Genomic DNA, 25,590 nt, shown 5'->3' on the forward strand with positions numbered 1-25,590 from the left:
CGCGGCCGATACCGGAACAGGGCGCGGACGTCGCCTGCGCCGTGCGCTCACAACGTTGTCACCGGGGGGCGCACTGAATAGGATCGATTCCGGACACGCCGACCGCGACGCGATGCCCACAAGCGAACGTTCCCGTCCCGCCCGTCGCCGCACGCAGTCCGCCGCGGCCGTGCTGGCCTTCGGACTCGGCCTGGCCGTGGTGCTCGCCGCGACGCTGTTCGCGGTGGTCGTGGCCGATCGCGGCCACCGGCTCGAAGCCGCGCAGCGGCAGAACGTCGCCCTCGCCTCCGGCGCCGAACGGCTGGTATGGCTGCAACTGCGCAACCTCGAACGCGCCATGCGCGGCATCGCCGGCGACGTTGCACGCGTGAGCGAGGCGGCGCCGGAGCACGTGCCGGAACTGATCGGCCCGTTCTTCGAAGGCGTCGCGCAGCGCCAGCGGGAACTGGAAAGCCTGGAGCTCACCGACGCGCAGGGCCGTCCGCTCAGCGGCGGCCGCGGCGAGCCCGGCCTGCCGCGGTGGCCCGATCGCCGCAACGCGCAGCCCCATCCGCAGACGATGTTCGTCGGTCCCCTGGAACGACGCGGCGGGCAGTGGCTGCTGCCGCTGGCCGTGCCGATGGACCAGGACCGCTGGATCGTCGCGCGCCTGCGCACCAGCGAGCTGCAGCGGATGATCCTGCTGCTGGACACCGACCGCACGCGCCTGATCCAGGTCGCCGGCAACGATGGCCGGCTGGTCGCCGACAGCCGCGGCGATCGTTACATCGGCGAGCCCGACGACACCGCCGTGCCGACGCAGGTCGAGCCGATGCCGATGGAAGTCGACGACGACGACCGTCGCGACGGCATCGAACGCATCACCGTCGCCGGCGCGGTGCCGGACTATCCGCTGCACGTGGACGTGGCGATCGCGCGCGCCCGCGTGCTCGCGCCGTGGTGGTGGCTGGTCGCGACGGGCGTCGTGCTGTACGCGCTGTACCTGGTCGGGCTCGTCTACCTGGTCCGCATGGTCCGGCGGAACGCGCGCGCCAACGCGCAGATGGTGCAGCGCCTGACCGAAGCCGCCGAGGGCCTGCGCCGCGCGCAGCAGCTCGGCCGCACCGGCACGTGGATCGCCGATCGCAGCGGCACGGTGTGCTGGTCCGAAGCCATCGCCGACCTGCTCGGCCTGCCGGCGGGGCAATCGGCGGCGACGGTCGAGGAGTTCTACCGGATCGTGCATCCCGACGACCGCGAGCACGTGCGCGAGCAGTTCAACCGGGCCTGGCGCGACGGCCAGCCGTATTCGCTGGATTACCGCATCATCCGCGCCGACGACGGCCGGGTGCGCTGGATGTCGGCGCGCGGCGCGGCCACCCTCGATGCCGACGGCACGTTGGAGATGGCCGGCACCGTCGCCGACGTCACCGACCGCATCGAGGCGCAGGCGGCGCTGGCCGAGACCGAACGCCAGTTCCGCATGCTGTTCCAGCGCAACCCGCTACCGTTCTGGGTGTTCGACGTGCAGACGCTGCGCTTCGTCGAGGTGAACCAGGCGGCGATCGAGCAGTACGGCTACACGCGCGAGGAATTCCTCGCCATGACCATCTTCGACATCCGTCCCGAGGAGCATCGCCAGGAAGTCGTCGCCGACCTCGCCCGCCACCACGCCGGCGAGCGCGACGAAGTGCGGCTGTGGGTGCACCGGCGCAAGGACGGCCGCCTGCTGGAAGTGCGCGTGCACGCCAGCGACATCGATTTTCGCGGGCGGCCCTGCCGCCTGGTGCTGTCGGAGGACGTCACCGACCGCATGGCGCAGCAGCGCGAACTGGCCTACCGCGCCAGCCACGACATGACCAGCGGCCTGCTCAATGCCGAGGCGCTGGCCGGTCGCGTCGGCGCCATGCCCGCCGGTCCCTGCCGCATCGCGTGCGTGCAGTTGCGCGGGCTGGAGCTGATCGAGGACAGCCTCGGCCGCGAAGCGGGCCACGACACGCTGCGCGTGATGGCCACGCGCATCGCGCGGCTGGGCGAACGCTTCGGCGCCGCCGGCCACGTGCGCGGCGACGAGTTCGCGCTCGTCGTATGCCCGGCGTCGTCATGGGACGAAGCGCTGGAATGCCTGCTGCAGGAACTGGTGCGCCCGATCCCCGGCGAGGACACGCTGCACCGGCTGGAATCGTGGATCGGCGTGGCCGACCTGCGCATCGGCGAAGGCGACGCCTCGCAGGCCATCGCCAACGCCGGACTCGCCGCGCACGTGGCGCGCACCGAGCATCGTCCGCTGGTGGTGTTCGAACCGGGCATGGCGCGCCACGCGAGCGACCGCCTGCGCCTGGCCGGACGCATCCATCGCGCGATCGACGCGGGCGAATTCGAGCTGCACTTCCAGATCCTGTGGGACGTGGCGTATTCGCGTCCGGCCGGGCTGGAAACGCTGATCCGCTGGCCGCAGGGCGCCGGCGACTACCTGCCGCCGTCGCAGTTCATCGGTCTTTGCGAGGACACCGGCCTGATCGTGCCGCTGGGCCGCTGGGCCCTGCGCGAGGCCGCCGCCGCGCAGCGCCTGCTCGAACGCGCGGGCTTCGCCGGCCTGCCGGTGGCGGTGAACGTGTCGCTGATGCAGTTCCTCGACGGCGACATCGCGCACGACATCGAGGACGTGCTGCGCGAATACGCACTGCCGCGCGGTGCGCTGCACATCGAGCTGACCGAAAGCGTGCTGATGACGCGCCCGGAGCAGGCGCTGGACACGCTGCGGCGGCTGCGATCGTTCGGCGTGTGCCTGTCGCTGGACGACTTCGGAACGGGGTATTCGAGCATGTCGTACCTCAAGCAGCTGCCGCTGGACGCGATCAAGATCGACCAGTCCTTCGTGCACGACGTGCATCGCGACGAACGCAGCGCGTCGATCTGCCAGGCGCTGCTGGCGCTGGGTCACGGCCTGGGCCTGAAGGTCGTGGGCGAAGGCGTGGAAACCCAGGCGCAATACGAATGGCTCGCCATGCACGGCTGCAACCAGGTGCAGGGTTTCGGCATCCACCGTCCGGCGCCGCTGGTGCAGACGATCGAGCAGTTGCGCCAGATGCGCGAGTGGCTGGACGGACCCTGGGTGGCGTCGGCAACGGAGCGGTAATCCCCCCTGCCGTTGTAGCCCGGGTAAGCGCAGCGCACCCGGGGATGAGCGCAGCGAATCCTTGCATCGACCCTTCGCGAATGCGAGCACAGGCAACCCGGGTGCGCTGCGCTTACCCGGGCTACAGGAGCCGTGCGTGCAGACTCACCGCAACGCCGTCGCCCGCGACAGATCCTGCTGCACCGTCACCGCCTGTCCCGCCTCGATCCGCTCGCCGCCGCGCACGATCAGCCGGTCGCCCGGCTTCACCGCGCCGGCCACTTCGACCAGGCCATCGACTTCGGTCCCGGTGGACACCGGCAGACGTTCGGCCTTGTTGTCGGCCGCCACGCGCAGCACGTAATCGCCTTCGCGACGCAGGATCACCGCATCGCGCGGCACCGCGACGACCGAGCGCTTGCGCGCGCCCGGCATGCCGACGTCCACCGCGCTGCCGACGGGAAGCTCGCCGACGTCCATCGCGATGCGCAGTTCCAACTGGCGCGAAGCCTCGTCGCCGACCGGCACCAGCGCGCTCACCGGATGCGTGCGGACGTCGGCGTCGCGCGTCTTCGCACCGGCGCGCACCTGCACCGGCGTGCCGACGGCGAGGTGCTCGGCCAGATCGACCGGCGCACGCACGCGCACCTCCTGCGCGCCGGTGTCGACGAGGCGCGCGACGGCGGCGCCGGTCTCGACGTATTCGCCCAGCTGCACCGAACGCTCGGCGACCACGCCGTCGAACGGCGCGCGCACCACCATCTGCGTGCGCTTGTGGCGCGTCTGCGCGAGCAGCGCCTGCGCACGCGCGCGTTCCTGCGCCAGCATGTCGCGGTCGGCGCGGAGTTGTTCGTACTGCGCACGCGCGATGTTCTGCTGCGCGGCGAGCTGCGCGTAACGCTGCTCCTGCCGCGCAGCCAGGTCCAGCTGCGCCTGGATGCGCGCCAGGTCCGCCTCGCCCTGCTGCTCCTGCAGGCGCAGCGCGGTGTCGTCGAGCACCGCCAGCGGCTCGCCCGCACGCACCTTCTGCCCGACTTCGACCACGCGCACGACGCGGCCGTCCTGTTCGCTGGCGACCTTCGCGTCGCGCCGGCTGATCACGCTGCCCGGCGCCCAGTGCACCGGCGCGAGCTCGGTGGTTACCGCGTTCGCCACGCCGACCACGGCGGGCGGTTCGTCGGGCTTTTCCGGCGGCGTCGCGTCGGCGTCCCACCGGATCAGCGGCACGAGCAGCACGGGAACCAGCGCGAGCAGCAGGATGATCCTGCCGGGCAGTCGGGACGGGGTCTTCATTGCATGCCTCCGGGGGAAGGACGAGGAACGAGTGGAGAGGAAGGAGAAGAAGCGGGGCGTCAGGAGCGGGTAAGCGGAGGCGCGGACCGGGACGCCGCAGCGTCACCCGTTTCCGGTTCCTCTGCGCTCGTGCCTCGCACCGCGCCTTCGAGCAACCGCAGCAGCGCCGGCACCAGCACGACGATGAACACCAGACTCAACGCGACGCCGCCGACCGACACCGCCGCGAGGCCGCGATAGATCACCGCGCCGGGGCCGGGGTTGATCGCCATCGGCAGCGCGCCGAGCACGCCGGTGAGCGCGCCGATGAGGATCGGCCGAAGCCGCTGGTCGAGCGCCTGCTTCAGCGCATCCTCGAGCGTCGCGCCCGCCGCCTGTCCTTCGCGTGCCTGCGCGACCAGCAGGATCGCGTTGTTGATCACCATGCCCAGCAGCATGATGAAACCGATCATCGACAACAGGTCGAGCGTCTGTCCCGCGAACAGGTCCAGCACGCGCAGGCCGATCACGCCGCCGAGCACCGCCATCGGCAACGTCGCCATCACGTAGGCCGAATCGCGCAGCGACTTGAACATCGCCGCCATCAGCAGGAACAGCACCACCAGCGCCATCGCGAAGTTGGTGCCCATGCTGCGCACGACTTCGCCGAGGCGGTCGGCGCTGCCCGACACGCGGATCGCCGCATCGTCCGGCAATGCGTCGCGCAGCACCGGCACGACGTCGTCCTCGACGATGCCGAGCGCTTCCTCCAGCGACATCGCCGGCGGCGGATCGACGGTGAGCGTCACCGTGCGGCGGCGATCGACACGCCGCACCTGGTTCGGCGCGAGCACGGTGTCGACCTGCGCGAGTTCGGCGAGGCTGAGCACGCCGCCGTTCGGCGTGGCCAGCGGCGCGGCGCCGAGGCGCTCCACGTCGTCCTCGCGATCGCTGCGAAGGATGATCGCAAGACGACGATCGCCATCGAAGTATTCGCCCAGCCATTGGCCATCGCCGAGCGCGCGCACGACGGTGGCGAGATCCGGCCGGCGCCAGCCCACCTCGGCGAGGCGGCGATCGTCGGGATTGATGCGCAGCTCCGGCGTGCCGGCGTCGGCGTTCGGCCACGCCTGCACGTTCGCGCCGGCGAACTTTTCGGTCAGAAGCTTGCGTCCGGTTTCGGCCGCGCGCGTGAGCGCGTCGCCATCGGCGTGCTGCAGGTGGATCGCGATCGCGCGCGCCGAACCGCCGAAGCTGCCGAACAGCTCGCCTTCGCTGGCGAACGCGCGCGTGTCGGGAAAGCCGACGGACACTTCGTCGCGCACGATGCGTTCGAGTTCGCCGATGTCGTCCGGATCGACCACGCGCGCGCCGAGCGTGCCGCCGCCGGGCCACAGGTTGAGGTACCAGTTGCTCAGTTGCGGGCCCTTCTCGCCGTCCATGTACGGCCGCATGCGCGCGAGCAGCGTCGGCGCGATCTCGGCGTTGACGCGCTCGGGACTCATGCCGGGCGGGAAATTGAAGAACGCGTCCACCGCCGCGCGCTTCACCGGCGGCAGGTAGTCGATCTTCGGCATCAACACGAGGGTGAGCACGATGGGCGCGACGACCAGCGCGCCGATCCACGCCAGCTGGTTGCGGCGCCCGCTCGTCACGCGCATCGCCCAGTCGCTGACGCCGACCCAGAAACGGTGCTGCTGTTGCTCGTGCGCGTCCTCGCGCTTGCGCAGCCACGAGCTCGCGGCGGCCGGCAGCACGGTGATCGCGATGAGCAGCGAGATGCCGACCGCGATCGAGATCGTCAGCGCCAGGTCGGCGAACAGCTGGCCTTCGACGTCGTCCATGAAGATCACCGGCAGGAACACGGCGATGGTGGTGAGCGTGGAGGCGACCAGCGCACCGCCGACCTGGCGCGTGCCTTCCAGCGCCGCCTGCGTGGCGGACATGCCCTCCTCGCGCAATCGCACGATGTTCTCGGCGACGACAACGGCCGCGTCCATCACCATGCCCACCGCGAACGCGAGGCCCGCGAGCGAGATCACGTTGAGGCTGCGGCCGGTGAGCTGCAGCACGATGAACGTGGCGAGCAGCGAGATGGGAATGGCGCACGCGATCAGCGCGGTGGCGCGCACGTCGCGCAGGAACCACCACAGGCAGCCCACCGCGAGCATCACGCCGGCACCGAGGCTGCCCGACAACAGGCCGATCGCGCGATTGATGAACACCGACGCGTCGAAGCTCTGGCGGATGTCCAGGCCCTGCGGCGCGAGTTCCTTCACGCGGATTTCCTCGACCACGGCCTTCACGCGATCGAGCGTGTCGAGCACGTTCGCGCCGCTCTCGCGCAGGATGCGCAGGCCGATCGCGGGATTGCCGTTCTGGTAGGCGAAGAAACGCTGCTCGGGGCGTTTCACTTCGACGGTGGCGACATCGCCCAGCCGCACCGGCCGGCCGTCGCGCCAGGCGAGGATGAGGTTGCCGAGCGCTTCGGGGGAATAGCGCCCGGCGAACCTCAGAACGTATTCGCGACGGCCGGCCTCGACGACGCCGCCGGAGACGTCGGTCGCGCGCGCGGCGACGTCGGCGACCTGCGGCACCTGGATGCCCAGCGCGGCGGCGCGTTCCAGGTTCATGGTGATGGTGAGTTCTTCCGGCGCGCCGCCGTTGATCTCCACGCCGGCGACGCCTTCCACCGCGGACAGGCGCGGCACGATGCGGTCTTCGATCATCTGCCGTCGATCGAGGATGTCGCCGGGCGTGTCCGGCAGTTTCTGCACGAAGAAATAGGTGAGCGAGTTGTTCGCGTTGTCTGCGCCGGCCTGCACGACCGGCGGCGTGGCGTCGCGCGGCAGCGGCTGCAGGCGGTTCATGCGCGAGAGCACTTCCACCAGCATCGCGTCCATGTCGCTGCCGACGGCGAAGGTCAGGTTGATGAAACTGTTGCCGGCGTTGATGTTCGACTCGATTTCCTCCAGCCCCGGCAGGCCCTGCATCACCGCTTCGATGGGCTCGACGATTTCCGATTCCATCTCCTGCGGCGACGCGGCGCGCCAGCCGGTCTGGATCGACATCTGCGGGCGTTCGATGTCGGGAAACAGTTGCAACGGCAGCTTGAGCAGGCTCATGAGCCCGAACGCGCAGACCATCGCGACCGCCACCGCGACGGCGGCGGGATTGCGCAGCGAGGCTTGCGTGAGGTTCATGGCGCGGCTCCAGTCGAATGCCGCCGCACGATGCGCCCGCCGGACTTTGCCGGGATGGTCCGGAAGTCACGCGTGCGGGAGGTTTGCGATCAGTGGTTGAGTGGTCGCGGTGAAGCGTTGGGCGTGCGGTGGGGCGTTTCGTTGGTGCAACGTGCGTGCGTTGGGGGGAACCCAACCAATGGCACGGTGCGCTGCGCGTGGGTAGTCCATGGCGGCACCCCACGCTCGTCGTCATCCCGGCGGAGGCCCGGATGACGATCTTCTCGCGACGATGGCGATGGTTCCGTAGCCCGGGTAAGCGCAGCGCACCCGGGGCGGAGAAGCAACCGCGTTCCCGGGTGCGCTGCGCTTACCCGGGCTACAACATCAGGCGAACAACGCGAGCCGGAAACACAAGCCCCGCTCAGATCAACAACGCCAGCTTGTCCCGGTGCGTCCGCGACAGCTTCAGCTCCTGTCCGCAATCCAGCCGCAGGAAGCCCTCGCCGTTCGTATGCGGTCGCAGCTCGACCACGCGGCGTGCGTTCACGATGGTCGAACGATGGATGCGCGGGAACCGCTGCGGGTCCAGCTGTTTCTCCAGCTCGCGCATCGTCGCGCGCAGCACCAGCGTTTCGCCCTGTTGTGCGTTGCGGTCCGCCGGGGCGTCGGTGTGGATGCACATGTAATCCCCGGCCGCGTCGATCCAGCGGATGCTCGCCAGGTCCACGCGCACCGTGCGACCGCCGTCGCGCACGGCGAGCTTGTCGTCGCGACGCAGCTGTTCCAGCGCATCGGGCTTCAGCGCTTCGTCCAGGTCGAGCAGCGGCCGGCCGCTCAACTCGCCCAGCAATCCCAGCAGGTGCGCGCAATGACCGCTCGCCTCGCGTTGCGAACGCGCCTGCTGCACGCGCGCCAGCGCCTGCGCCAGGCGCGTTTCCTCGACGGGCTTGAGCAGGTAGTCGGTCGCCGAGGCCTCGAACGCCCGGATCGCGTAGTGGTCGTACGCGGTGACGAACACCACCAGCGGCATCTCGTGCGCCGGGATGCTGCGCAGCGTCTCGAAGCCGTCCATGCCCGGCATCTGCACGTCGAGGAAGACGAGGTCGGGACGATGCTCGCGCAGGCCGGCGATCGCGGCGTGGCCGTCGCCGTACTGGCCGACGATCTCCACTTCCGGATGCGCCTGCAGGCGGATTTCCAGCCCGCGTCGCGCCAGCGGTTCGTCGTCGACGATCAAGGCGCGCAGCGGCGTGCGCTGCGCGGGATCGAGCGGGTGTTCGCGTTCGGCGACACGACCGCCTGCGGCACGACCATGAACGGCCCGGTCCATATTCATTCTCCGCCCAGTTCGCGGGTGTCGAACGGCAGCCGCAGTTCGACTTCGATGCCGCGTTCGCGATTGCGCACGGCGAAGCTGCTGGCGTCGCCGTACAGCACGTTCAGACGCTCGCGCGTGTTGCGCAGGCCGACGCCCTTGCCGGGCGGCAGCTGGTTGCCTTCCAGGCTGGAGCACCCGGGGCCATCGTCGATCACGCGCAGCACCAGCTGGTCGCCATCGCGTTCGGCCTCGATGCGAAGCAGCCCGCCGGCGACCTGCTTGGCGACGGCGTACTTGATCGCGTTCTCCACCAGCGGCTGCATCAGCAGACTGGGAAGCAGCGCGCGCCAGCAGTCCTCGTCGATGTCGGTCTCGATGCGCAGGCGCTCGGCGAAGCGGATCTTCTCGATGTCCAGGTAGAGCGTGAGCGCGTCCAGTTCCTGTCGCAGGGTGACGCGCTGCATGGGATCGTTGTCGAGCGAATGCCGCAGGAACGCCGAAAGCCCCTGCACCATCCGGTTCGCGGTGGCGTTGTCGCGATCGAGCACCAGCGTGGAGATCGCGTTGAGCGTGTTGAACAGGAAATGCGGATTGAGCTGGTAACGCAGCATCTTCAGCTGCGCCTGGTGCGCCATCGTGCGTGCGGCGAGCGCGCGTTGCGTTTCGTCCTGCAGCTGGCGGTAGTACTTGATGCCCAGGTACAGCCCGACCCACGCCAGCACCACGTAGATGTAGGTCAGCGAATAGGCGATGTAGGCGACGCGGCTGGTCGGCGCGCAGGTGTCGCAGAAGCGCACCAGCATCGCGCGCGTGGTCAGGTCCATCACCGCCGAGCAGGCGAGGATCGGCACGATCATCGTCATCAGCAGCTTGCTCGGCGACAGCCCCCAGCACGCGCGCAGCAGGTAGCGCAGGCCGAGCGTGACGACGAAGCCGGTGCAGGCGGCGGTGAAGGGGACGATCCAGTAGCCGGACGGTTTCCCGTAGGCGATCGCCGCCAGCCAGCTCTGGCCGAAATAACCGAGCCAGCCGGCGCCGTGGAAGATCCAGAACAGGTGCTGGCGGGGCAGGTCCAGCGGATGGGTCGCGGTGATGGCCATGGGTGCCGCAGGAACTTGGGACGCGTCAGGCGATCCTAGCCGGTCGGCGGGCGCGCGAGGGAACGGCTCATCGGCGGTGGGGCACGGTTCGCCGCGGCGGGGCGTTGAGCCCCTCTTTCAGCCCCTCTCCCTCCGGCGACCGGAGGGAGTGCAGAGCTGAGAGGGGACGTGCGATCACGTTCGCGCTCACGATATCCGCTTCTACAAGGGCGACGAAGGCTGGTTGAGCGGCTTCGGCTTCACCCTCCCCTTCCGCCGTTCATCGATCACCGCGGTGATCAGCGCCCCCACGAACACGATCAGCGCCGCGTAGTACACCCACACCAGCGCCAGCACCAGCGCGCCCATAGAGCCGTAGGCCGAACCGGGGTTCGACCGTTCCAGGTACCAGCCGATCAGCCAGCGTCCGAACACGAACAGCAGCGCGGTGATCGCGCCGCCGCCGAACGCGCGCTTCCAGCCGACCGAGCGGTCCGGCAGGTAGTGGTACATCAATGCGAAGCTGAGCGCGTAGACGCACCACGTCGCCGCATTCATCACGATCGGCAGCGCCCACTCCACCCGCGAGAACGCCAGCTGCACCAGCGTCGAAACCGTCATCGACACCAGCAGCAGGAATCCCATCGCCAGCACCAGGCCCATCGAGAACACGCGCTTGCGCAGCCACGCCATCGCACCGGCGAGCCGCGTCGCATCGGTGCGGAAGATCTTGTTGAGCACGTCCTGCAACTGCGCGAACACCGCGGTCGCGCCGATGAACAGCAACGCGACGCTCCACCAGCCGGCGATCGAACCGGTGTCGGGACGATCGCGCGCGTTGTCGACGACGGTGCGCGCCACCCGCTCCGCCTCGCCGCCGGCGAGCAGGCCGATCTGCTGCATCAGCGATTCCTGCGCCCCCGGCAGCAGCGCGCTGGTGAGCCACACCAGGATCAGCAGCAGCGGCGCCAGCGACAGCATCGCGTACAACGCGAGCGCGGCGGCCTGCGCCATCAGTTCGGTGTCGACGAATCGGCGGATGAGGTCGGCCGGCAGGCTGCCCTGCGCGCGCCGCACCAGCGCCTGCATCGCGGGCCGGCGGAAGGACTGCCCGCGGTCGGGCTCGGTGCGTCGCGGCGCGGTGGGGTCGAGCTTTTCGGCGGTGGTCTCGACCGGGGTCTTCTCGGTGTTTTCTGCCATCACGGGAGGAATAGCGCGGCGGGCGTGAAGTCCGTATGCCGACCGGTGTGTTTACCGTAAGGACGCTCCGGCCGTTGTAGCCCGGGTAAGCGAAGCGCACCCGGGGGATCTCGCGTGTCCCCGGGGGGCCTTCGCCCTTGCCCGGGCTACAAGAACGCGCCGAGATCAGGCAGCGACGCGACCGCCGCTACGATGCCCTCATGCCCATCGAACCCCTGCCCCGCCGCTTCTACGCCCACGACTCCCGCGATGTCGCCCCGCAACTGCTCAACAAGGTGATCGTCACCGCCGACGGCCGCATCGGACGCATCGTCGAAGTCGAGGCCTACCGCGGCGGCGAGGACCCGGCCGCGCATTCGTTCCGTGGCCCGACGAAGCGCACGCAGGTGATGTTCGGCCCGCCCGGGCATCTGTACGTGTATTTCATCTACGGCATGCATTGGGCGATCAACGCCGTCTGCGGCGGCCCGGTCGGGCATGCGGTGCTGATCCGTGCGTTGTCGCCGCTGGAAGGCGTCGACCGCATGCGTCGCGCGCGCGGGATGGACGACGTCCGCCTGCTCGCCAGCGGCCCCGGCCGCCTCGCGCAGGCGATGGGCCTGAGCGGCGTGCATAACGGCGTGGACATCACCGACGTTTCCTCGCCGGTGTGGTTCGGCGACGATGGCACGCCGCCGCCGCGCGAGCCGGTGGCGTCGCCGCGCATCGGGATCAGCAAGGCGGTGGACGAGCCTTGGCGATGGCACGTGGCGGCCGATCCGCATGTGTCGAAGGGCGGTCGGCCGAGGGCGCGGAAGAAGGCGTGACGCGCGCAAGAAGAAGCCCCGCATCGCGGGGCTTCTTCGTGTTCCGATCGAACCGGCAGGTCGCTCGTCTTCGACTCAACTCGAAACGCGGCAGCCCTGCACGAACACCTTGTTGTCCGTCTCGATGCCCCAGCGGCCGTCCATCTCGCGGCAGCCGGCGGTCCATGAGCCGACGAGGACGCCCTCGTCGTCGTAATACAGCCATGTGCCCTGCCAGTTCGCGCTGGCGCCGAACGAGGTGAGGCCCACCAGCGCAGCCAACGCGAGGATCCTGAAACGACGCATGCTCATCTCCTTTGATGTCGCGGCAAGGTTCCGCCCGCGCACCGTAGGCGATGACGCGGGCCGGTTTTGTTAACCAGCCCGCAGTCCGCGCGTGAATGCTTCTTCACATGGCAAGCGCTTTCAGTCGTACTGCGCCGTCTTCACCAGCATGTGCTTGGCGAGCAGCGCGTGCAGGTAGCCCACGCCGCGCGCGACGTGCAGCGTGACGAACAGCAGCAGCACGCCGGCCAGCATTACGAAGGGCCACATCCACGGTTCGCCGTCGACGGCGAGATACCAGTTGTCGACCACCAGGTCGCTGCCCAAGCCGAGCATCAGCCCCACCGGCGCGGCGATCAGCGACAGCGACACGGCCAGGCAGGTCACCGCGATGGTGAAGTACGCGATGCCCAGCGGCAGCATGAACAGGAAATACAACTGCGTCGCCCAGATGCGCGGATCGGTGAACAGCTCGCCGATGCGCTTGAGCAACGGCTGTCCGCGGCTGCTGTAGAGCGGACGTCGCGGCATGCGTTCGCCGAGCATCGCCTCGACGATGCGGCCTTCCACCAGCGACAGCACGCGGATCGAACCGAAGTACAGGATCACGAACGGCACGCCGATGATCAGCACCGCCAGGCCCGCCGACAGCGACAGCCCGGTCACCACCCAGGTGAGATAGAAAATGCCGATCGCCAGCGAGAGCAGCATGTAGAACAGCGCGCCGTACGTGCGCGGTTCGGCGATCACGCCGAAGAAATGGCCCATCCACGAGCGGCGCGGCTTCGGCGCCGGCGGACGCAGCGCGGTCTGCACCTTCACTTCGGTATCGCGGTAGATGTCGGCCACTTCGTCCGGCGCGCCGTAGCTGCCGGCGACGGCGACGATCACGTCCGCCTCGCTTTTCCCGGGGTTTTCCGCAAGTTCCGAACGCAGGTATTCCTCGGCGTCGTACAGCGCGTCCTGCACCAGCGCGGGATCGGCGCCGGCGAGCGAGCGGCGCAGGTGTTCGAGGTATTCGGGAATCGTCGTCGGCAGTCCGCCGGGACGGGCATCGATGCTCGGATTGAAGGCGTTCATGGCTCAAGTCCCCCCAGGACGGAATCGACACTGTCGCGGGTCGCGCGCCAGGCGGCGGCCCATTCGTGCAGCACCGTGCGGCCGGCATCGGTGATGCGGTAATAACGCCGCGGCGGGCCGGTCATCGACGGCTCGACATGGCTGTCCAGCAACCCCGCCCCTTCGAGGTTGCGCAGCACCGGATACAGCGCGCTCTGCTTGCCGGCGAGCACGCCGCCGCCGATGCGTTCGAGCTGCTTGGCGATCTGGTATCCGTACAGCGGCTCGCCCGCGCAGGCGAGCACCGCCAGCAGCGCCAGCGACACGGTGCCTGCGCTGAGCTCCTTCTGGAATTTCCGCAGCTGGATGTCGGGGTCGGTCATGTCGGTCATGTCGGTCGGGCCGGTAGGCTGGACTCAACACTACTGTGAAGTTCCATATACCGAACCTGCCATTAGTCACGCGCCTTGCCGGCATCTCCACCGTGCGGCTGCTATCACGGGCCTCGACGCCGCACGGGTCCCGCGGCGAGGAGTGCAGCGATGCCCAGAGGCGACAAATCCGCGTACACCGACAAGCAGCAGCGCCAGGCCGAACACATCGAGGAAAGCGAACGCGATCAGGGCCGTTCCGAGGAGGCCGCCGAGCGCATCGCCTGGGCCACGGTGAACAAGCACAGTGGCGGCGGCAAGCGCAGCGGTTCGGGCCGCAAGAGCGCGAAGAAGACCGCGAGGAAATCGGCGAAGAAGGCCACGAAGAAAGCGGCGAAGAAGGGCGGCCGCAAGAGCGCGGCGAAGAAGGCCACGAAGAAGACGACCGGTCGCAAGACGACGAAGAAGGCCACGAAGAAAGCCACGAAGAAGACCGCTGGCCGCAAGACCGCGAAGAAGACCGCAAGGAAGGCCACGAAGAAGGCGACGAAGACATCCACCGGCGGGCGCAAGACCGCGAAGAAGGCCGCGAAGAAGTCGGGTCGCACCTCGGCCTCGCGCAGCGCCGCGGCGAAGAAGGCCGCACGCACGCGCGCCCGCAAGCGCGCGGGCAATGGCGCCTCGCCGTGAGCGCCTCGCGCTGAGCGCGTCGTCCTGACAGGGCGCCGCGGCCCGCCTTCGGGCGGATCGCGGTGTCCGGTCGCGCAACCGCCATCACGTTCCCACGGCATGGGGCTGGCCGCGCCCGCGCGCGGTGGGCCAGAATCTGCGCCTCAAGCGATCCGGATCAATGGGGAGTCCGTCGTGCCGAAGTCCGTCCTGTCGAAGCCCGCGTTCGAATCCGGCGCGAATCGCCTCCGCCGCACGTTGCTGTGCGCCCTGCTCGCCGCCCTGCCCCTCGCGCAGGCCGCCGCCGAGGATGCGGCACCGGCGAAGCCGCGCTCGATGCAGGAGATCCTCGACGCCTCGCGGCCGTCCGACTGGCGCACGCCCGAGAACAAGAACCTGCTGTACCTGGAACTCGAATCCGGCCGCGTCCTGATCGAACTCGCTCCCGGCTTCGCGCCCGCGCACGTGGCGAACATCCGCGCGCTCGCGAAGAACGGCTACTGGAGCGGCATGAGCATCAACCGCTCGCAGGACAACTTCGTCGTGCAGTGGGGCGATCCGGCGCAGGAGGAGAAGGACCGCAAGCCGCTCGGCCGCGGCGCGAAGGCGAAGCTGCCGGCGGAATTCGCGCGCAAGGCCAAGGGTCTGCCGTTCGACCGCCTGCCCGACGTGGACGGCTGGGCGCCGGAAGTCGGCTTTTCCGGCGGCTTCCCGGCCGGCCGCGATCAGACCGCGGACACCGCATGGATGGCGCACTGCTACGGCACCGTCGGCGCCGGCCGCGACATGGCCGCCGATTCCAGCAACGGCACCGAACTGTACGTCGTGATCGGCCAGTCGCCGCGCCAGCTCGACCGCAACATCACCGTCGTCGGCCGCGTGCTGCAGGGCATGGAACTGCTCTCGGTGCTGCCGCGCGGCACCGGTCCGCTCGGTTTCTACGAACAGCCGTCGCAGCGCACGCCGATCAAGGCGATCCGCCTGGCGTCGGACGTGCCGAAGAAGGAACGCGTCGGCATCGAAGTCCTGCGCACCGACACGCCGCTGTTCGCCGAACTCGTCGAAGCGCGTCGCAACCGCCGCGACGAGTGGTACAAGCACATGGCCGGCCACATCGACCTGTGCAACGTCCCCTTGCCCACCCGCGCGCCGCCGCCGAAGCCGGTGGCGGAGAAGAAGGCGAAGTCGAAGGCGAAGAAGAGGACGCGGACTTCGGCTGCGCGTGGGGGCGGGAAGGCGTAGGGCCTCGCGGTGTCGTTCGCCATTGCGGTTGTCGTGCGATTGCGGTCGGCGTTGTAGCCCGGGTAAGCGAAGCGCACCCGGGGACGCGGCCGCTTCTCCAACCCGGATGCGCTTCGCTTACCCGGGCCACAACGTCTGTTGCTGCTGCTTTCGAACAGCCCAACAGCCACCAGCGCCAAAGCACGCCACACAGAATGTGCGGGCGGTGGCACTGAACCATGGATGGCGAAGGCGCGCGCCTTCGCGTGAATGACGGGTGGTTCACCGATGAGGGAGTGCCCATGAGTCACGAGCTTGCATCTCGACCTCGCCGGGCGAGGATGAATCGGCTCGCCGACAACTCCACATCCCCACTCACCCACACCGCTCAATCATCCACACCACCGCTCAAGGCGGCGCCGTCCGCTCCACCACATCCTCCCCGCTCCCGACGCGCTCCCCACCCTCCCGCAGCGCATCGCGCTGGAACAGGCACATCCGCACCACGTCGTGGTAGCGGCCATCGCTGAAGAACTCCTCCGCCAGCACGCCTTCGCGGCGGAAGCCCGCGTCCTCGTAGATGCGGATCGCCCGCGTGTTGTCCACGTCCACCAGCAGGTACAGCTTGTAGAGATTGAGCACGCGGAACGCGTAGTTGATCGCCAGCCGCGTCGCCGCGCGCGCATAACCGCGACCCTGCTGGTCGGGCGATATCATGATCAGGAATTCCGCGCGCCGGTGCAGGTGGTCGATCTCCACCAGCTCCACCAGCCCCACCCGTTCGTGCGCCGCGTCCTCGACGATGAAACGGCGCTCGGACTGGTCGTGGATGTGCTTGCGGTACAGCTCCTCCAGTTCGACGAACGACTCGTACGGTTCCTCGAACCAGTAGCCCATCACGCTGCGGTTGTTGTTCAGCACGTGGACGAAATGCAGGTCGCCGCGCTCGAGCGGGCGAAGGGTGACGCCGGGCACCGGGAGCTTCGCATTCATGACCGCCACCCTACTCCACGCACATGACGGCCGCACGCCGCGCCATCACACGGCCTTGCCCGGCCGCTCAATAGCCTGCCTGCAACCGGTCCAGTGATAGAAGGTTCCATGCCATGCCCCTGCTGCGCCTGCGCGTGACCGGCAGCGACGACGACGTCCGCGCCATCAGCAACCTGCTCACCAGCCTCGACGGCGTGGAGCACATCGAGGAAGTCGACGACCTGATGCCGCACATGGACGACGACGATTCCAGCTCCGCGGGCCTGCCCGACGACCAGGGCCCGGGGCAACACGCGCTGGAGATCGAAGCGCCGAACCAGTCCACCGCCAACCGCATCCGCGATGCGGTCGAAGCGCTCGCGTTCGACCTGGACGTGCTGGTGGAATTCGACAACGACGAAGCTTGAAGCCGCGGCTTCCTGAACCGGCGCATCCGCCACGTCCCCACCGCACGCGCGTCAGGCCAGGGGCACCGGCCGCAGCCGCCGCAGGTTGAAGCACACCCGCCACTGCCCCTGGTCGATCGCCACGAAATACGACGAGAACCGCCGCGCTTCCCGGACCAGCCACCGGTGCGTCGGCCAGGCGAACGCGCGCGAGGTCGATTGCGGCGCGCCATGCTCGGCGACCAGTTCGGCGATGGTGCGCGAGGTGAGTTCGACGCCGCCGATCATCGTGCCGCCGCCGAGCAGCAGCAGCACCAGCGCTTCCATCGGCTCGATGTCGTCCTCCGGCAACGCGTCCAGGCCGGCGAGGCCGTCGAATTCCCCGTTCTCGTCGTAGCCCTCGGGCACGTTCTCGTAGCGATAGCCGCAGCCGGTGCACTGGTGATGGCGTACCGGAGTGTCGGCAAGGCGCAGGCTGCGCACGGAGGCGCCGCAGCGCGGACAGTACTCGCGATGTTGGGTGTACCGCATGCCGGCCGTCGTCCCTGTCGGAAAAGAAGGCATGGTCGGCAGAACGCGCGGGCGCTTGAATCGGACGGGTCCGAATTGTGCGGCGTCCGTGCCGATCGGCTCCGTCAGGGCATCGCCTCCAACGCGGCGACCACGCCCGGCAGGACCATGCGCATGCGTTTGTCGCTGGAGCGGTCGGCCTCGACGTACACCGCCTGCAGGAACGCGACCAGATCGTGCCGCCGCGCCAGCCACTGCGGATCCTTCCACGCCAGCGACGGATCGCCCAGTCGCGGCACGAGCGCGGTGAACCATTCCTTCCAGCCGGCCTCGTCGCGCACACCGCGCTGCGCGGCGTTGAGCACCGGCGCGGCCAGCCGCTGCGGCTCGCCGAACACGTAGGCCACGCCCGCGACCGGCACCGCCTGCGTCGCGATCGCATCCACGATGCGGTGCAGCTGCGGCGCATCCAGCGCCGGATTCAGCGTGAGCTGCATCAGCCAGTCCGCGCCGTGCGCGACGCCATGCCGCCAGCCTTCGCCGGGTTCGAAGCCGCGGTAGTCGCGCACCGATTCCAGATAGGTCAGCGCGCGCAGCACCATCGCCGTGCGCTCGGCGGGCGTCATCCAGGGCGATACGCGGTCGGTGCGCGCCACTTCCGCCAGCGCCAGCGCCGCGAACGGCCACGCATAGCCTTGCGGATCCGGCTCGCCGAGCATGGCGTACAGGCGATCGCGCACCGCGCGCAGCGTGGCCGGTGCGAGCTCGCCCTTGCGCATCCAGTTCGCCAGCGCCTCGAAGGCCAGTTCGTCGCGCAGGTGCGGATCGGCCGCGGCGAGGCAGTTGCCCAGCGCATACGCCAGCGTCGCGCGCTCGCCCGCATCGGGCACGACGAAACCGCCCTGGCGCAATGCATCCAGGCGTTCGACCGGCCAGCCGTCCGGCGGGCACGCGGGCGCCGCGAACGCGGGCGCGGTGGTTGCAAGGGCGAAAAGCAGCGTCAGGCAACGCAGCGACGAAAGGCGCATGGCTTGGGTTCCGTGGCGGGGTGCATCCGCGCGGACGGTGCGACCGTCCGGGGCCTGCGACTATGCCATCGCACCGCGCCCGCCCGCACCCGCCGAACGTCATCGCCGTCGCACCCGCGCGGGCCTATGATGCGCTCACGCGGCCGTCGGCCGACCTGCAATTCCCCGATGTCCGAAAAGAAATCCATCGAACTCTACGTGAAGCCCGCCGGCGGCTGGGACGCGCTGCGCAGTTCCTGGCAGGCGCTTCGCGAGCAGCAGGTCGTGATGAAGGGCGCCGGCACGCTGCTGCGCGCCAACCAGCCGCACGGCTTCGACTGCCCCGGCTGCGCGTGGCCCGACCGCAATCCGCATTCGACCTTCGAATTCTGCGAGAACGGCGTCAAGGCCGTCGCCAACGAGGCGACCTCGAAGCGCGTCACGCGCGGGTTCTTCGAACAGCACACCGTCGCGTGGCTGGACGAACAGGACGACCGTTTCCTCGAAGCGCAGGGCCGGCTGACCGAGCCGATGGCCTACGACGCGACGAGCGACCGCTATCGCCCGATCGGCTGGAGCGAGGCGTTCGCGACGATCGCACGGGCGCTGAACGCGTTGGCCTCGCCGGACGAGGCGATTTTCTACACCTCCGGCCGCACGTCGAACGAAGCGGCGTTCCTTTACCAGCTGTTCGTGCGCGAGTACGGCACCAACAACCTGCCCGACTGCTCGAACATGTGCCACGAAGCCTCCGGCGTCGCGCTCACCGAGCAGCTCGGCAGCGGCAAGGGTTCGGTGACGCTGGCCGATTTCGAACACGCGCAGGCGATCTTCATCTTCGGCCAGAACCCCGGCACCAACCATCCGCGCATGCTCGGCGAACTGCGCACCGCGGCGAAGCGCGGCTGCCGCATCGTCGCGTTCAATCCGCTGCGCGAGCGCGGGCTCGAGCGTTTCGCGAACCCGCAATCGCCGACGGAGATGCTCGCCGGCGGCAGCACGCAGCTCGCCTCGGAGTACTACCAGCCGCGCATCGGCGGCGACCTCGCCGTCGCCACCGCACTGTGCAAGGTGGTCATCGAAAGCGGCGCGGTGGATCGGGATTTCATCGCCTCGCACACGCACGGCCACGACGACTTCGTGCGGAGCGTACTCGCGACGTCGTGGGATGCGCTGGAACGCGAATCGGGCCTGTCGCGCGCCGATCTCGAACACGCCGCGCGCACCTACATCGACAGCGACGCGACCATCGTCTGCTGGGGCATGGGCATCACCCAGCATCCGCGCAGCGTGGCGACGATCCAGATGCTGGCGAACCTGCTGCTGTTGCGCGGCAACATCGGCAAGCCCGGCGCGGGGCCGTGCCCGGTGCGCGGGCACTCCAACGTGCAGGGCGACCGCACGATGGGCATTTACGAACAACCTTCGCCCGCGTTCCTCGACCGGCTCGGCGCCGTGTTCGACTTCGCCCCGCCGCGCGCGCACGGCTATGACACGGTCGCCGCGATCGAGGCGATGTTCGAGCGTCGCGCGAAGGTGTTCTTCGCGATGGGCGGCAATTTCGCCGCGGCCACGCCCGACACCGCGCGCACGCACGAGGCGCTGCGGCGTTGCGAACTCACCGTGCACGTGAGCACCAAGCTCAACCGCTCGCACCTGGTCCACGGGCGCGATGCGCTGATCCTGCCGTGCCTGGGCCGCACCGAGATCGACCTGCAGGCCGCGGGCCCGCAGGCGGTGACGGTCGAGGATTCGATGAGCATGGTGCATCTGTCGTCGGGCATGAATCCGCCCGCGTCGGACCGCCTGATGTCGGAGCCGGCGATCGTCGCGCACCTCGCCGCCGCGACCCTGCCCGGCAGCCGCACGCCGTGGCCGTGGCTGGTGGAGGACTACGACCGCATCCGCGACCGCATCGCGAAGGTGATCGACGGCTTCGCCGACTTCAACGCGCGCGTGCGCACCGACGGCGGGTTCCACCTGCACCATCCCGGACGCGAGCGCGTGTTCCCGACGAGCAGCGGCAAGGCCGGCTTTTATCCGCACGCGCTGGACGAACGCGACGAACGCAGCGACGTGCTGCAGCTGATGACCGTGCGTTCGCACGATCAGTACAACACGACGGTATACGGCCTCGACGACCGCTATCGCGGCGTGCACGGGCTGCGCCGCGTGGTGTTCATCTCGCGCGCCGACCTCGAGCGCCTCGGGCTTCGCGACGGCGAACACGTCGACATCGGTACCGTCTGGCACGACGGCAGCCATCGCGTGGTGCGCGATTTCAGGCTGGTCGAGTACGACATTCCGGCCGGCTGCCTCGCCGCGTATTTTCCCGAGACCAACCCGCTCGTCCCGCTCGACCATCACGCCGAACGCGCGCGCACGCCGGCGTCGAAGTCGATCCCCGTGCGCCTGCACCGGAGCGCGCCCGCATGAGCGAGGACGCGGCGCTCGCGGTGCTGCGCCTGCTGCGCGAGGAAGACGGGCAGTCGATCCATCGCGTCGCCAAGCGGCTGCAGCTCGGATTGAGCGAGCTGCAGCGCGTCCTCGCCGCGCTGGGCGACGATCCGCGCTTCGGGCTCGATCTGGTCGAACGCCGGCAGGACGGCGAACGCACGTTGCTGTGGCTCACGCAGAAGGGCCGCCGGCTGGTGGACGCGGCATGAACGAACCGCTGCAACCGGTGCAGGCCTTGCGTTTGCGCGCCGATGATCGCGCGCCGCACGAGGATCGCGTGATCGTCGAAGCGCCCATCGCGCTGCTCTACAACGGCGAGCCGTTCGCCGTGATGATGGCGACGCCGGGATCGCTGGAGGATTTCGCGCTGGGGTTCGCGCTGGGCGAAGGCATCGTCGCGAACGCTTCGGAGTTCCGCCTCGTCGACGTGGTGCGGCACGCGCAGGGCATCGCGCTGCACGCGGCCATTCCGCAGGCGCGTTTCGATGCGCTCGGCGAACGGCGCCGCGCGCTCGAAGGCCGTAGCGGCTGCGGCCTGTGCGGCGTGGAAAGCCTGCAGGCGGCGCTGCGTCCCGTGCCGCGCGTGAGCTCGACGAAGCGCGTGGACGTGCAGACGATCCGCCTCGTCCTCGATGCGCTCGCCATGCAGCAGCCGCTGAACGCGCTCAGCGGCGGCGTGCATGCGGCCGGCTTCGCGCACGACGGCGGCCTGCTGGTGCGCGAGGACGTCGGCCGCCACAACGCGCTCGACAAGCTCATTGGCGCGATGGCACGCGAGGCGATCGCGCCCGATGCGGGATTCGTGGTCATCACCTCGCGCGCCTCGTACGAGATCGTGCACAAGGCGGCGACCGCCGGCATCGGCCTGGTCGTGGCGATCTCCGCACCGACGGACCTGGCCATCCGCACCGCCGACGCGGCGGGGATGACGCTGGCCGCGTTCGCGCGCGGGGATTCATTGAACGTGTACGCGCATCCGGAACGGATCGCGGCCTCGCGCTAGGCCGGCCACCAGCCAGATCCGGCAAGCCGCCGCCCACCCAAAGGCCCATGCGGAGCGGGCCGCGCAGGCGATATCCTCGGCCGACCGCGGTCCTGCCGCCTGATCCGAGCCGAAGAGAAGTCCATGCCCTCGTTGCGTCCCTATCTGCTTGCCGCCGCCATCCTGAGCGTCGGCCTCGCCGCCTGCCAGCCGCAGACCGCGCCCGCCGATTCGAAGACCACGGCCGCCGCACCGGCCTCCGATGCCGCGCTCGATGCGCGCTTCGCCGAAGTTTCCCAGCAATGGCTCGACGGCTGGCTGCGCCTGAACCCGGTGGCCGCCACGCAGATCGGCAAGCACGATTTCGACGGCGAGGTCGACGACCTGAGCGCCGCCGGCCGCCAGGCGCAGGTGGACTTCTCGAAGAAGATCCTGGCGCAGCTCGACGGCATCGATACCGCGAAGCTGTCGCGCGAGAACCAGATCGACGCGCTGATCCTGCGCAACCAGGTGCGCGGCGACATCTGGAACATCGAGACGCTGCAGAGCTGGGCGTGGGATCCGCAGGTGTACAGCGGCCTCGCCGGCGGCGCGATCTACAACCTGATGGCGCGCGAATTCGCGCCGATGCCGCAGCGCCTGAAGTCGGCGACCGCTCGCATGCAGAAGATCCCGGCGATCTACGCGCAGATGCGCGAGAACATCGATCCGGCGCGCGTGCCGAAGATCCACGCCGAAACCGTCGCCAAGCAGAACGCCGGCATCCTCAGCCTGATCGACACCTTCATCACCCCCAACGCCGACCAGCTGCAGGGCGAGGACCGCAAGGCGCTCGACGACGCCGTCGCGAACCTGCGCAAGGCCGTCGCCGAACAGCAGACCTGGCTCGACAGGACGCTGGTGCCGAACGCGAAGGGCGACTTCCGCATCGGCCAGAAGCTGTACGACGAGAAGCTGCAGTTCTCGCTGAATTCCTCGCTGTCGCGCGCGGAGATCAAGCAGCGCGCCGAAGCCGAACTCACCCGCGTGCGCGGCGAGATGTACGCCATCGCGCAGACGGTGCTGAAGGACAAGCCGAACGCGCCGGAGATGCCGGCCAATCCGTCGCCTGATCAGCAGCAGAAGGCGATCGAAGCCGCGCTCGAACTGGCCTACGCCGACAAGCCCGCGCGCGACCAGGTGGTGGATTTCGCGAAGAAGACGCTTGAGCAGGCGACCGATTTCACGCGCAAGCACGACCTGGTCACCGTGCCGAACGACCCGGTGAAGATCATCCTGATGCCGGAATTCCAGCGCGGGGTCGCGGTGGCGTACTGCGATTCGCCGGGCCCGCTCGACAAGGGCCTGGACACCTACTACGCGATCTCGCCGATCCCGGACGACTGGAGCGCCGAGCAGGTCGATTCGTTCCTGCGCGAATACAACAGCCGCATGATCCACCTGCTGTCGATCCACGAGGCGATGCCGGGCCATTACCTGGAAGGCGCGCATTCGGTGAAGTCGCATTCCACGCTGCGCTCGGTGCTGCGCTCGGGCCTGTTCGCCGAGGGCTGGGCGGTGTACACCGAGGACATGATCGCCGACGCCGGATATCTCGATAACGATCCGCTGTTCCGCCTGGTGCAGCTGAAGTTCTACCTGCGCACGATCGCCAACGCGATCCTCGACCAGGGCGTGCACGTGGACAACTGGACCCGCGAGCAGGCGATGGAACTGATGACCAGGCAGGCGTTCCAGCAGGAGCGCGAGGCGGCCGGCAAGTGGGTGCGCGCGCAGCTGACCAGCGCGCAGCTGCCGACGTACTTCGTCGGCGCGCAGGAACACTTCGACATGCGCAAGGCGGTGGAAGCCAGGCTCGGCGACACGTTCAACGCCAAGGCCTACCACGACCAGGTGCTGAGCTACGGCGCCCCGCCGGTTCGGTTCGTGCGCGAGATGATGCTGGACGAGCCGATCAAGTGACGTGCCGGCGCGTGGCCGCTCTTGCGGCCACGCCTTTGCCGGACCGTCATCCCCGCGAAGGCGGGGATCCAACCGTTCGACGTATCGCGTTCAGGGCCGCGGCTGCTTGCAGTCGCGGCTCTTTATTGCGTCATTGGCGAAGCCGGCACCCAGGCCGACGGTGCATCCGAGTCGATGCTGTCGTCCGCGTAATCCCGCATGCCGCTCTTGTAGCCCGGGCAAGGCGAAGCCGCACCCGGAGCCTTCAGCGATCAACGACGCAGCGACCGGATCGCGAGACAAACCCCGGATGCGCTTCGCTTATCGGGCTACAAAAGCTCAGCGCGACCGCCCATCGAAATGCACCACCTTCAGCGACGCCGGCTCCACGCCTTCCAGGCAACGCGCATTGATCGCCACCATCGGCGTGCCATCCGGCATCTGCCCTTCGGTGAACGGCGAGATCCCGCACTCCGGGCAGAAGTGGTGCTGCAGTTTGTGCGTGTTGAAGGTGTAGGTGCGGTAGTTCGACTCGGGCGTCTTCAGCTCGAACGCCGTGCGCGGCACGAACCACAGCAGGCCGCCGCGCTTGCCGCACAGCGAGCAGTTGCAGTCCAGGACCTGCTCGATCTCGCCTTCGACCTCGTAGTCGATCGCGCCGCAATGACAACCTCCGCTGTAACGGGCCATGCGCTGTCCTCCGTCGGAAAGCGCCGATTGTGCCCCACTCCCCGTCCGTCCGTCGTGCGCGGGGCGACATCGGCTTAACCCGTCGGCGCTATGCTTCGCCACCGCATCTGCACCTGGACGATCCATGGAACTGTTCGAAGAGCACCCGCGCCCCGTCGATGGCATCCGCGTCGGCATCGGCGGATGGACCTTCGCGCCGTGGCGCGACAACTTCTATCCCAAGGGCCTGGTGCAGCGCCGCGAGCTGGAATACGCCAGCCGCAAGCTCACCGCCATCGAGGTCAACGGCACCTACTACGGCGCGCAGAAGCCGGCGACGTACGCCAAATGGGCCGCCGAAACGCCGGAGGGATTCGTGTTCTCGGCAAAAGCGCCGATGCGGATCATGCAGTCGCGCGCGCTCGCGAAGACCGGCCCGCAGATCGAGGATTTCCTCGGCGGCATCGCCTCGCTCGGGGACCGGCTCGGGCCGATCGTGTGGCAGTTCGATGCCAACCAGAGGATCCAGCGCGAGAGCTTCACCGCGTTCCTCTCGCTGCTGCCGTCGAGCGTCGAGGGCCGCCCGCTGCGCCACGTGCTGGACGTACGCGATCCGGACTTCGTCGATGCCGATTACGTCGCGCTCGCGCGAAGGCACGGCATGGCGACGGTGTTCACCGATTCGGACGAACACCCGTCCTTCGCCGACGTCACCGCCGATTTCGTCTATGCGCGGCTGATGCGTTCGCGCAGCGACGTGCCGACCGGCTACACGGACAGCGAGCTGTCGATGTGGGCCAGGCGCGCGCACGAATGGGCCGAGGGCGGGCAACCGGATGCGCTGCCGACGCTGTCGAAGGAGGCCGCGCCGAAGCGCAGGCGCGACGTGTACGTGTTCTTCATCAGCGCGGCGAAGGAGCGCAACCCGGCGGCGGCGATGGAGCTGATCGGGCGGCTGTGACGATCCTGCGGCTCCTGTAACGCCTGGACGCGGATCGCCCCGCGCCACGCTTCGCCGCACAAACCCCGCGCTTCACCGCAAACCCCGACAGGGGACCATGTCGGATGGCACTCCCCTGCGCGCGCTCTCGACACTATCAACGT

General features: G+C 69.0%; 21 protein-coding genes and 1 pseudogene. 10 read left to right on the forward strand and 12 right to left on the reverse strand.

From position 1 onward, the window contains the following. Positions 1 to 112: 112 nt before the first annotated feature. Positions 113 to 3,118, forward strand: a complete 3,006-nt coding sequence (locus tag AC3ANK_RS13090; protein ID WP_206861198.1) for a bifunctional diguanylate cyclase/phosphodiesterase — start codon at positions 113 to 115, stop codon at positions 3,116 to 3,118. A 144-nt stretch (positions 3,119 to 3,262) separates the two neighbouring features. Here the strand turns inward: AC3ANK_RS13090 and AC3ANK_RS13095 are convergent, their stop codons facing one another. From AC3ANK_RS13095 to AC3ANK_RS13115, 5 genes are all read right to left on the reverse strand, one after another. Further along, positions 3,263 to 4,390, reverse strand: a complete 1,128-nt coding sequence (locus AC3ANK_RS13095; protein ID WP_206861199.1) for an efflux RND transporter periplasmic adaptor subunit — start codon at positions 4,388 to 4,390, stop codon at positions 3,263 to 3,265. 59 nt (positions 4,391 to 4,449) lie between these two features. After that, complete coding sequence (locus AC3ANK_RS13100; RefSeq protein ID WP_206861200.1) at positions 4,450 to 7,572, reverse strand: efflux RND transporter permease subunit; 3,123 nt, start codon at positions 7,570 to 7,572, stop codon at positions 4,450 to 4,452. 403 nt (positions 7,573 to 7,975) lie between these two features. After that, entirely contained in the window at positions 7,976 to 8,884 is a 909-nt protein-coding gene (locus AC3ANK_RS13105) for a LytR/AlgR family response regulator transcription factor (protein WP_206861201.1), read from the reverse strand. 2 nt (positions 8,885 to 8,886) lie between these two features. After that, positions 8,887 to 9,972 (reverse strand): sensor histidine kinase, encoded by a 1,086-nt coding sequence (locus AC3ANK_RS13110; protein ID WP_206861202.1) that lies wholly within the window; start codon positions 9,970 to 9,972, stop codon positions 8,887 to 8,889. 201 nt (positions 9,973 to 10,173) lie between these two features. Next, on the reverse strand, positions 10,174 to 11,151 hold the full coding sequence (locus AC3ANK_RS13115; RefSeq protein WP_484171385.1) for a YihY/virulence factor BrkB family protein: 978 nt from the start codon (positions 11,149 to 11,151) through the stop codon (positions 10,174 to 10,176). 200 nt (positions 11,152 to 11,351) lie between these two features. Here AC3ANK_RS13115 and AC3ANK_RS13120 point away from each other — a divergent pair, with 200 nt between their 5' ends. Next, positions 11,352 to 11,957, forward strand: a complete 606-nt coding sequence (locus AC3ANK_RS13120) for a DNA-3-methyladenine glycosylase (protein WP_484171386.1) — start codon at positions 11,352 to 11,354, stop codon at positions 11,955 to 11,957. Positions 11,958 to 12,032: 75 nt separating this feature from the next. On the opposite strand, the gene AC3ANK_RS13125 is transcribed toward AC3ANK_RS13120, so the two are convergent. From AC3ANK_RS13125 to AC3ANK_RS13135, 3 genes are all read right to left on the reverse strand, one after another. Continuing rightward, positions 12,033 to 12,242, reverse strand: a complete 210-nt coding sequence (locus tag AC3ANK_RS13125) for a DUF6289 family protein (protein ID WP_206861204.1) — start codon at positions 12,240 to 12,242, stop codon at positions 12,033 to 12,035. A 120-nt stretch (positions 12,243 to 12,362) separates the two neighbouring features. Further along, the gene (locus AC3ANK_RS13130) at positions 12,363 to 13,301 is read right to left on the reverse strand and encodes a sensor domain-containing protein (RefSeq protein ID WP_484171387.1); all 939 of its coding nucleotides are present in this window, start codon (positions 13,299 to 13,301) and stop codon (positions 12,363 to 12,365) included. Then, positions 13,298 to 13,663 carry a PadR family transcriptional regulator gene (locus AC3ANK_RS13135; protein WP_484172881.1) on the reverse strand — a complete coding sequence of 122 codons (366 nt, stop codon included), beginning with the start codon at positions 13,661 to 13,663 and terminating at the stop codon, positions 13,298 to 13,300. The genes AC3ANK_RS13130 and AC3ANK_RS13135 overlap by 4 nt, the downstream gene beginning before the upstream one ends. A 159-nt stretch (positions 13,664 to 13,822) precedes the next feature. Here AC3ANK_RS13135 and AC3ANK_RS13140 point away from each other — a divergent pair, with 159 nt between their 5' ends. After that, positions 13,823 to 14,341, forward strand: coding sequence for a hypothetical protein (locus AC3ANK_RS13140; RefSeq protein WP_206861207.1), 519 nt, complete (start codon positions 13,823 to 13,825; stop codon positions 14,339 to 14,341). 174 nt (positions 14,342 to 14,515) lie between these two features. Further along, positions 14,516 to 15,475 (forward strand): annotated as a pseudogene (locus AC3ANK_RS13145) (peptidylprolyl isomerase); the annotation flags it as partial. A 474-nt stretch (positions 15,476 to 15,949) separates the two neighbouring features. Here AC3ANK_RS13145 and speG read toward each other — a convergent pair. Then, positions 15,950 to 16,534, reverse strand: a complete 585-nt coding sequence (gene speG / locus AC3ANK_RS13150; protein ID WP_242525124.1) for a spermidine N1-acetyltransferase — start codon at positions 16,532 to 16,534, stop codon at positions 15,950 to 15,952. 113 nt (positions 16,535 to 16,647) lie between these two features. Between speG and AC3ANK_RS13155 the strand changes: the two genes are divergently transcribed. Then, positions 16,648 to 16,941 (forward strand): hypothetical protein, encoded by a 294-nt coding sequence (locus tag AC3ANK_RS13155; protein WP_206861209.1) that lies wholly within the window; start codon positions 16,648 to 16,650, stop codon positions 16,939 to 16,941. Between the two features lie 51 nt (positions 16,942 to 16,992). On the opposite strand, the gene AC3ANK_RS13160 is transcribed toward AC3ANK_RS13155, so the two are convergent. Next, positions 16,993 to 17,451, reverse strand: coding sequence for a hypothetical protein (locus tag AC3ANK_RS13160; protein WP_206861210.1), 459 nt, complete (start codon positions 17,449 to 17,451; stop codon positions 16,993 to 16,995). 104 nt (positions 17,452 to 17,555) lie between these two features. Then, positions 17,556 to 18,458 carry a DUF2785 domain-containing protein gene (locus AC3ANK_RS13165; RefSeq protein WP_484171388.1) on the reverse strand — a complete coding sequence of 301 codons (903 nt, stop codon included), beginning with the start codon at positions 18,456 to 18,458 and terminating at the stop codon, positions 17,556 to 17,558. 168 nt (positions 18,459 to 18,626) lie between these two features. On the opposite strand from AC3ANK_RS13165, the gene AC3ANK_RS13170 reads away from it, so the two are divergent. The 4 genes from AC3ANK_RS13170 to AC3ANK_RS13185 all read left to right on the forward strand — a co-directional run bounded on the left by AC3ANK_RS13170 (position 18,627) and on the right by AC3ANK_RS13185 (position 23,838). Further along, entirely contained in the window at positions 18,627 to 20,873 is a 2,247-nt protein-coding gene (locus AC3ANK_RS13170) for an FdhF/YdeP family oxidoreductase (RefSeq protein ID WP_484171389.1), read from the forward strand. Then, positions 20,870 to 21,103 carry a hypothetical protein gene (locus tag AC3ANK_RS13175; protein WP_206861213.1) on the forward strand — a complete coding sequence of 78 codons (234 nt, stop codon included), beginning with the start codon at positions 20,870 to 20,872 and terminating at the stop codon, positions 21,101 to 21,103. Before AC3ANK_RS13170 ends, AC3ANK_RS13175 begins: the two co-directional genes overlap by 4 nt. Continuing rightward, positions 21,100 to 21,897 carry a formate dehydrogenase accessory sulfurtransferase FdhD gene (gene fdhD, locus AC3ANK_RS13180; protein ID WP_206861214.1) on the forward strand — a complete coding sequence of 266 codons (798 nt, stop codon included), beginning with the start codon at positions 21,100 to 21,102 and terminating at the stop codon, positions 21,895 to 21,897. Before AC3ANK_RS13175 ends, fdhD begins: the two co-directional genes overlap by 4 nt. Before the next feature lie 132 nt (positions 21,898 to 22,029). After that, positions 22,030 to 23,838: a DUF885 domain-containing protein gene (locus AC3ANK_RS13185; protein ID WP_484172882.1), complete on the forward strand. Its 1,809-nt coding sequence runs from the start codon at positions 22,030 to 22,032 to the stop codon at positions 23,836 to 23,838. 318 nt (positions 23,839 to 24,156) lie between these two features. Here the strand turns inward: AC3ANK_RS13185 and AC3ANK_RS13190 are convergent, their stop codons facing one another. Next, positions 24,157 to 24,507: a GFA family protein gene (locus AC3ANK_RS13190; RefSeq protein ID WP_206861215.1), complete on the reverse strand. Its 351-nt coding sequence runs from the start codon at positions 24,505 to 24,507 to the stop codon at positions 24,157 to 24,159. 124 nt (positions 24,508 to 24,631) lie between these two features. On the opposite strand from AC3ANK_RS13190, the gene AC3ANK_RS13195 reads away from it, so the two are divergent. Next, positions 24,632 to 25,447 carry a DUF72 domain-containing protein gene (locus tag AC3ANK_RS13195; RefSeq protein WP_484171390.1) on the forward strand — a complete coding sequence of 272 codons (816 nt, stop codon included), beginning with the start codon at positions 24,632 to 24,634 and terminating at the stop codon, positions 25,445 to 25,447. Positions 25,448 to 25,590 lie beyond the last annotated feature (143 nt).

The sequence above is a fragment of the Lysobacter sp. SCRH-1R genome, from assembly GCF_057747855.1.

Bases quoted from the DNA above. Each gene is read 5' to 3' on its own strand.
- AC3ANK_RS13090 (WP_206861198.1), top strand. From the start codon at position 113: ATGCCCACAAGCGAACGTTCCCGTCCCGCCCGTCGCCGCACGCAGTCC.
- AC3ANK_RS13095 (WP_206861199.1), bottom strand. From the start codon at position 4,390: ATGAAGACCCCGTCCCGACTGCCCGGCAGGATCATCCTGCTGCTCGCG.
- AC3ANK_RS13100 (WP_206861200.1), bottom strand. From the start codon at position 7,572: ATGAACCTCACGCAAGCCTCGCTGCGCAATCCCGCCGCCGTCGCGGTG.
- AC3ANK_RS13105 (WP_206861201.1), bottom strand. From the start codon at position 8,884: ATGGACCGGGCCGTTCATGGTCGTGCCGCAGGCGGTCGTGTCGCCGAA.
- AC3ANK_RS13110 (WP_206861202.1), bottom strand. From the start codon at position 9,972: ATGGCCATCACCGCGACCCATCCGCTGGACCTGCCCCGCCAGCACCTG.
- AC3ANK_RS13115 (WP_484171385.1), bottom strand. From the start codon at position 11,151: ATGGCAGAAAACACCGAGAAGACCCCGGTCGAGACCACCGCCGAAAAG.
- AC3ANK_RS13120 (WP_484171386.1), top strand. From the start codon at position 11,352: ATGCCCATCGAACCCCTGCCCCGCCGCTTCTACGCCCACGACTCCCGC.
- AC3ANK_RS13125 (WP_206861204.1), bottom strand. From the start codon at position 12,242: ATGCGTCGTTTCAGGATCCTCGCGTTGGCTGCGCTGGTGGGCCTCACC.
- AC3ANK_RS13130 (WP_484171387.1), bottom strand. From the start codon at position 13,301: ATGAACGCCTTCAATCCGAGCATCGATGCCCGTCCCGGCGGACTGCCG.
- AC3ANK_RS13135 (WP_484172881.1), bottom strand. From the start codon at position 13,663: ATGACCGACCCCGACATCCAGCTGCGGAAATTCCAGAAGGAGCTCAGC.
- AC3ANK_RS13140 (WP_206861207.1), top strand. From the start codon at position 13,823: ATGCCCAGAGGCGACAAATCCGCGTACACCGACAAGCAGCAGCGCCAG.
- speG (WP_242525124.1), bottom strand. From the start codon at position 16,534: ATGAATGCGAAGCTCCCGGTGCCCGGCGTCACCCTTCGCCCGCTCGAG.
- AC3ANK_RS13155 (WP_206861209.1), top strand. From the start codon at position 16,648: ATGCCCCTGCTGCGCCTGCGCGTGACCGGCAGCGACGACGACGTCCGC.
- AC3ANK_RS13160 (WP_206861210.1), bottom strand. From the start codon at position 17,451: ATGCGGTACACCCAACATCGCGAGTACTGTCCGCGCTGCGGCGCCTCC.
- AC3ANK_RS13165 (WP_484171388.1), bottom strand. From the start codon at position 18,458: ATGCGCCTTTCGTCGCTGCGTTGCCTGACGCTGCTTTTCGCCCTTGCA.
- AC3ANK_RS13170 (WP_484171389.1), top strand. From the start codon at position 18,627: ATGTCCGAAAAGAAATCCATCGAACTCTACGTGAAGCCCGCCGGCGGC.
- AC3ANK_RS13175 (WP_206861213.1), top strand. From the start codon at position 20,870: ATGAGCGAGGACGCGGCGCTCGCGGTGCTGCGCCTGCTGCGCGAGGAA.
- fdhD (WP_206861214.1), top strand. From the start codon at position 21,100: ATGAACGAACCGCTGCAACCGGTGCAGGCCTTGCGTTTGCGCGCCGAT.
- AC3ANK_RS13190 (WP_206861215.1), bottom strand. From the start codon at position 24,507: ATGGCCCGTTACAGCGGAGGTTGTCATTGCGGCGCGATCGACTACGAG.
- AC3ANK_RS13195 (WP_484171390.1), top strand. From the start codon at position 24,632: ATGGAACTGTTCGAAGAGCACCCGCGCCCCGTCGATGGCATCCGCGTC.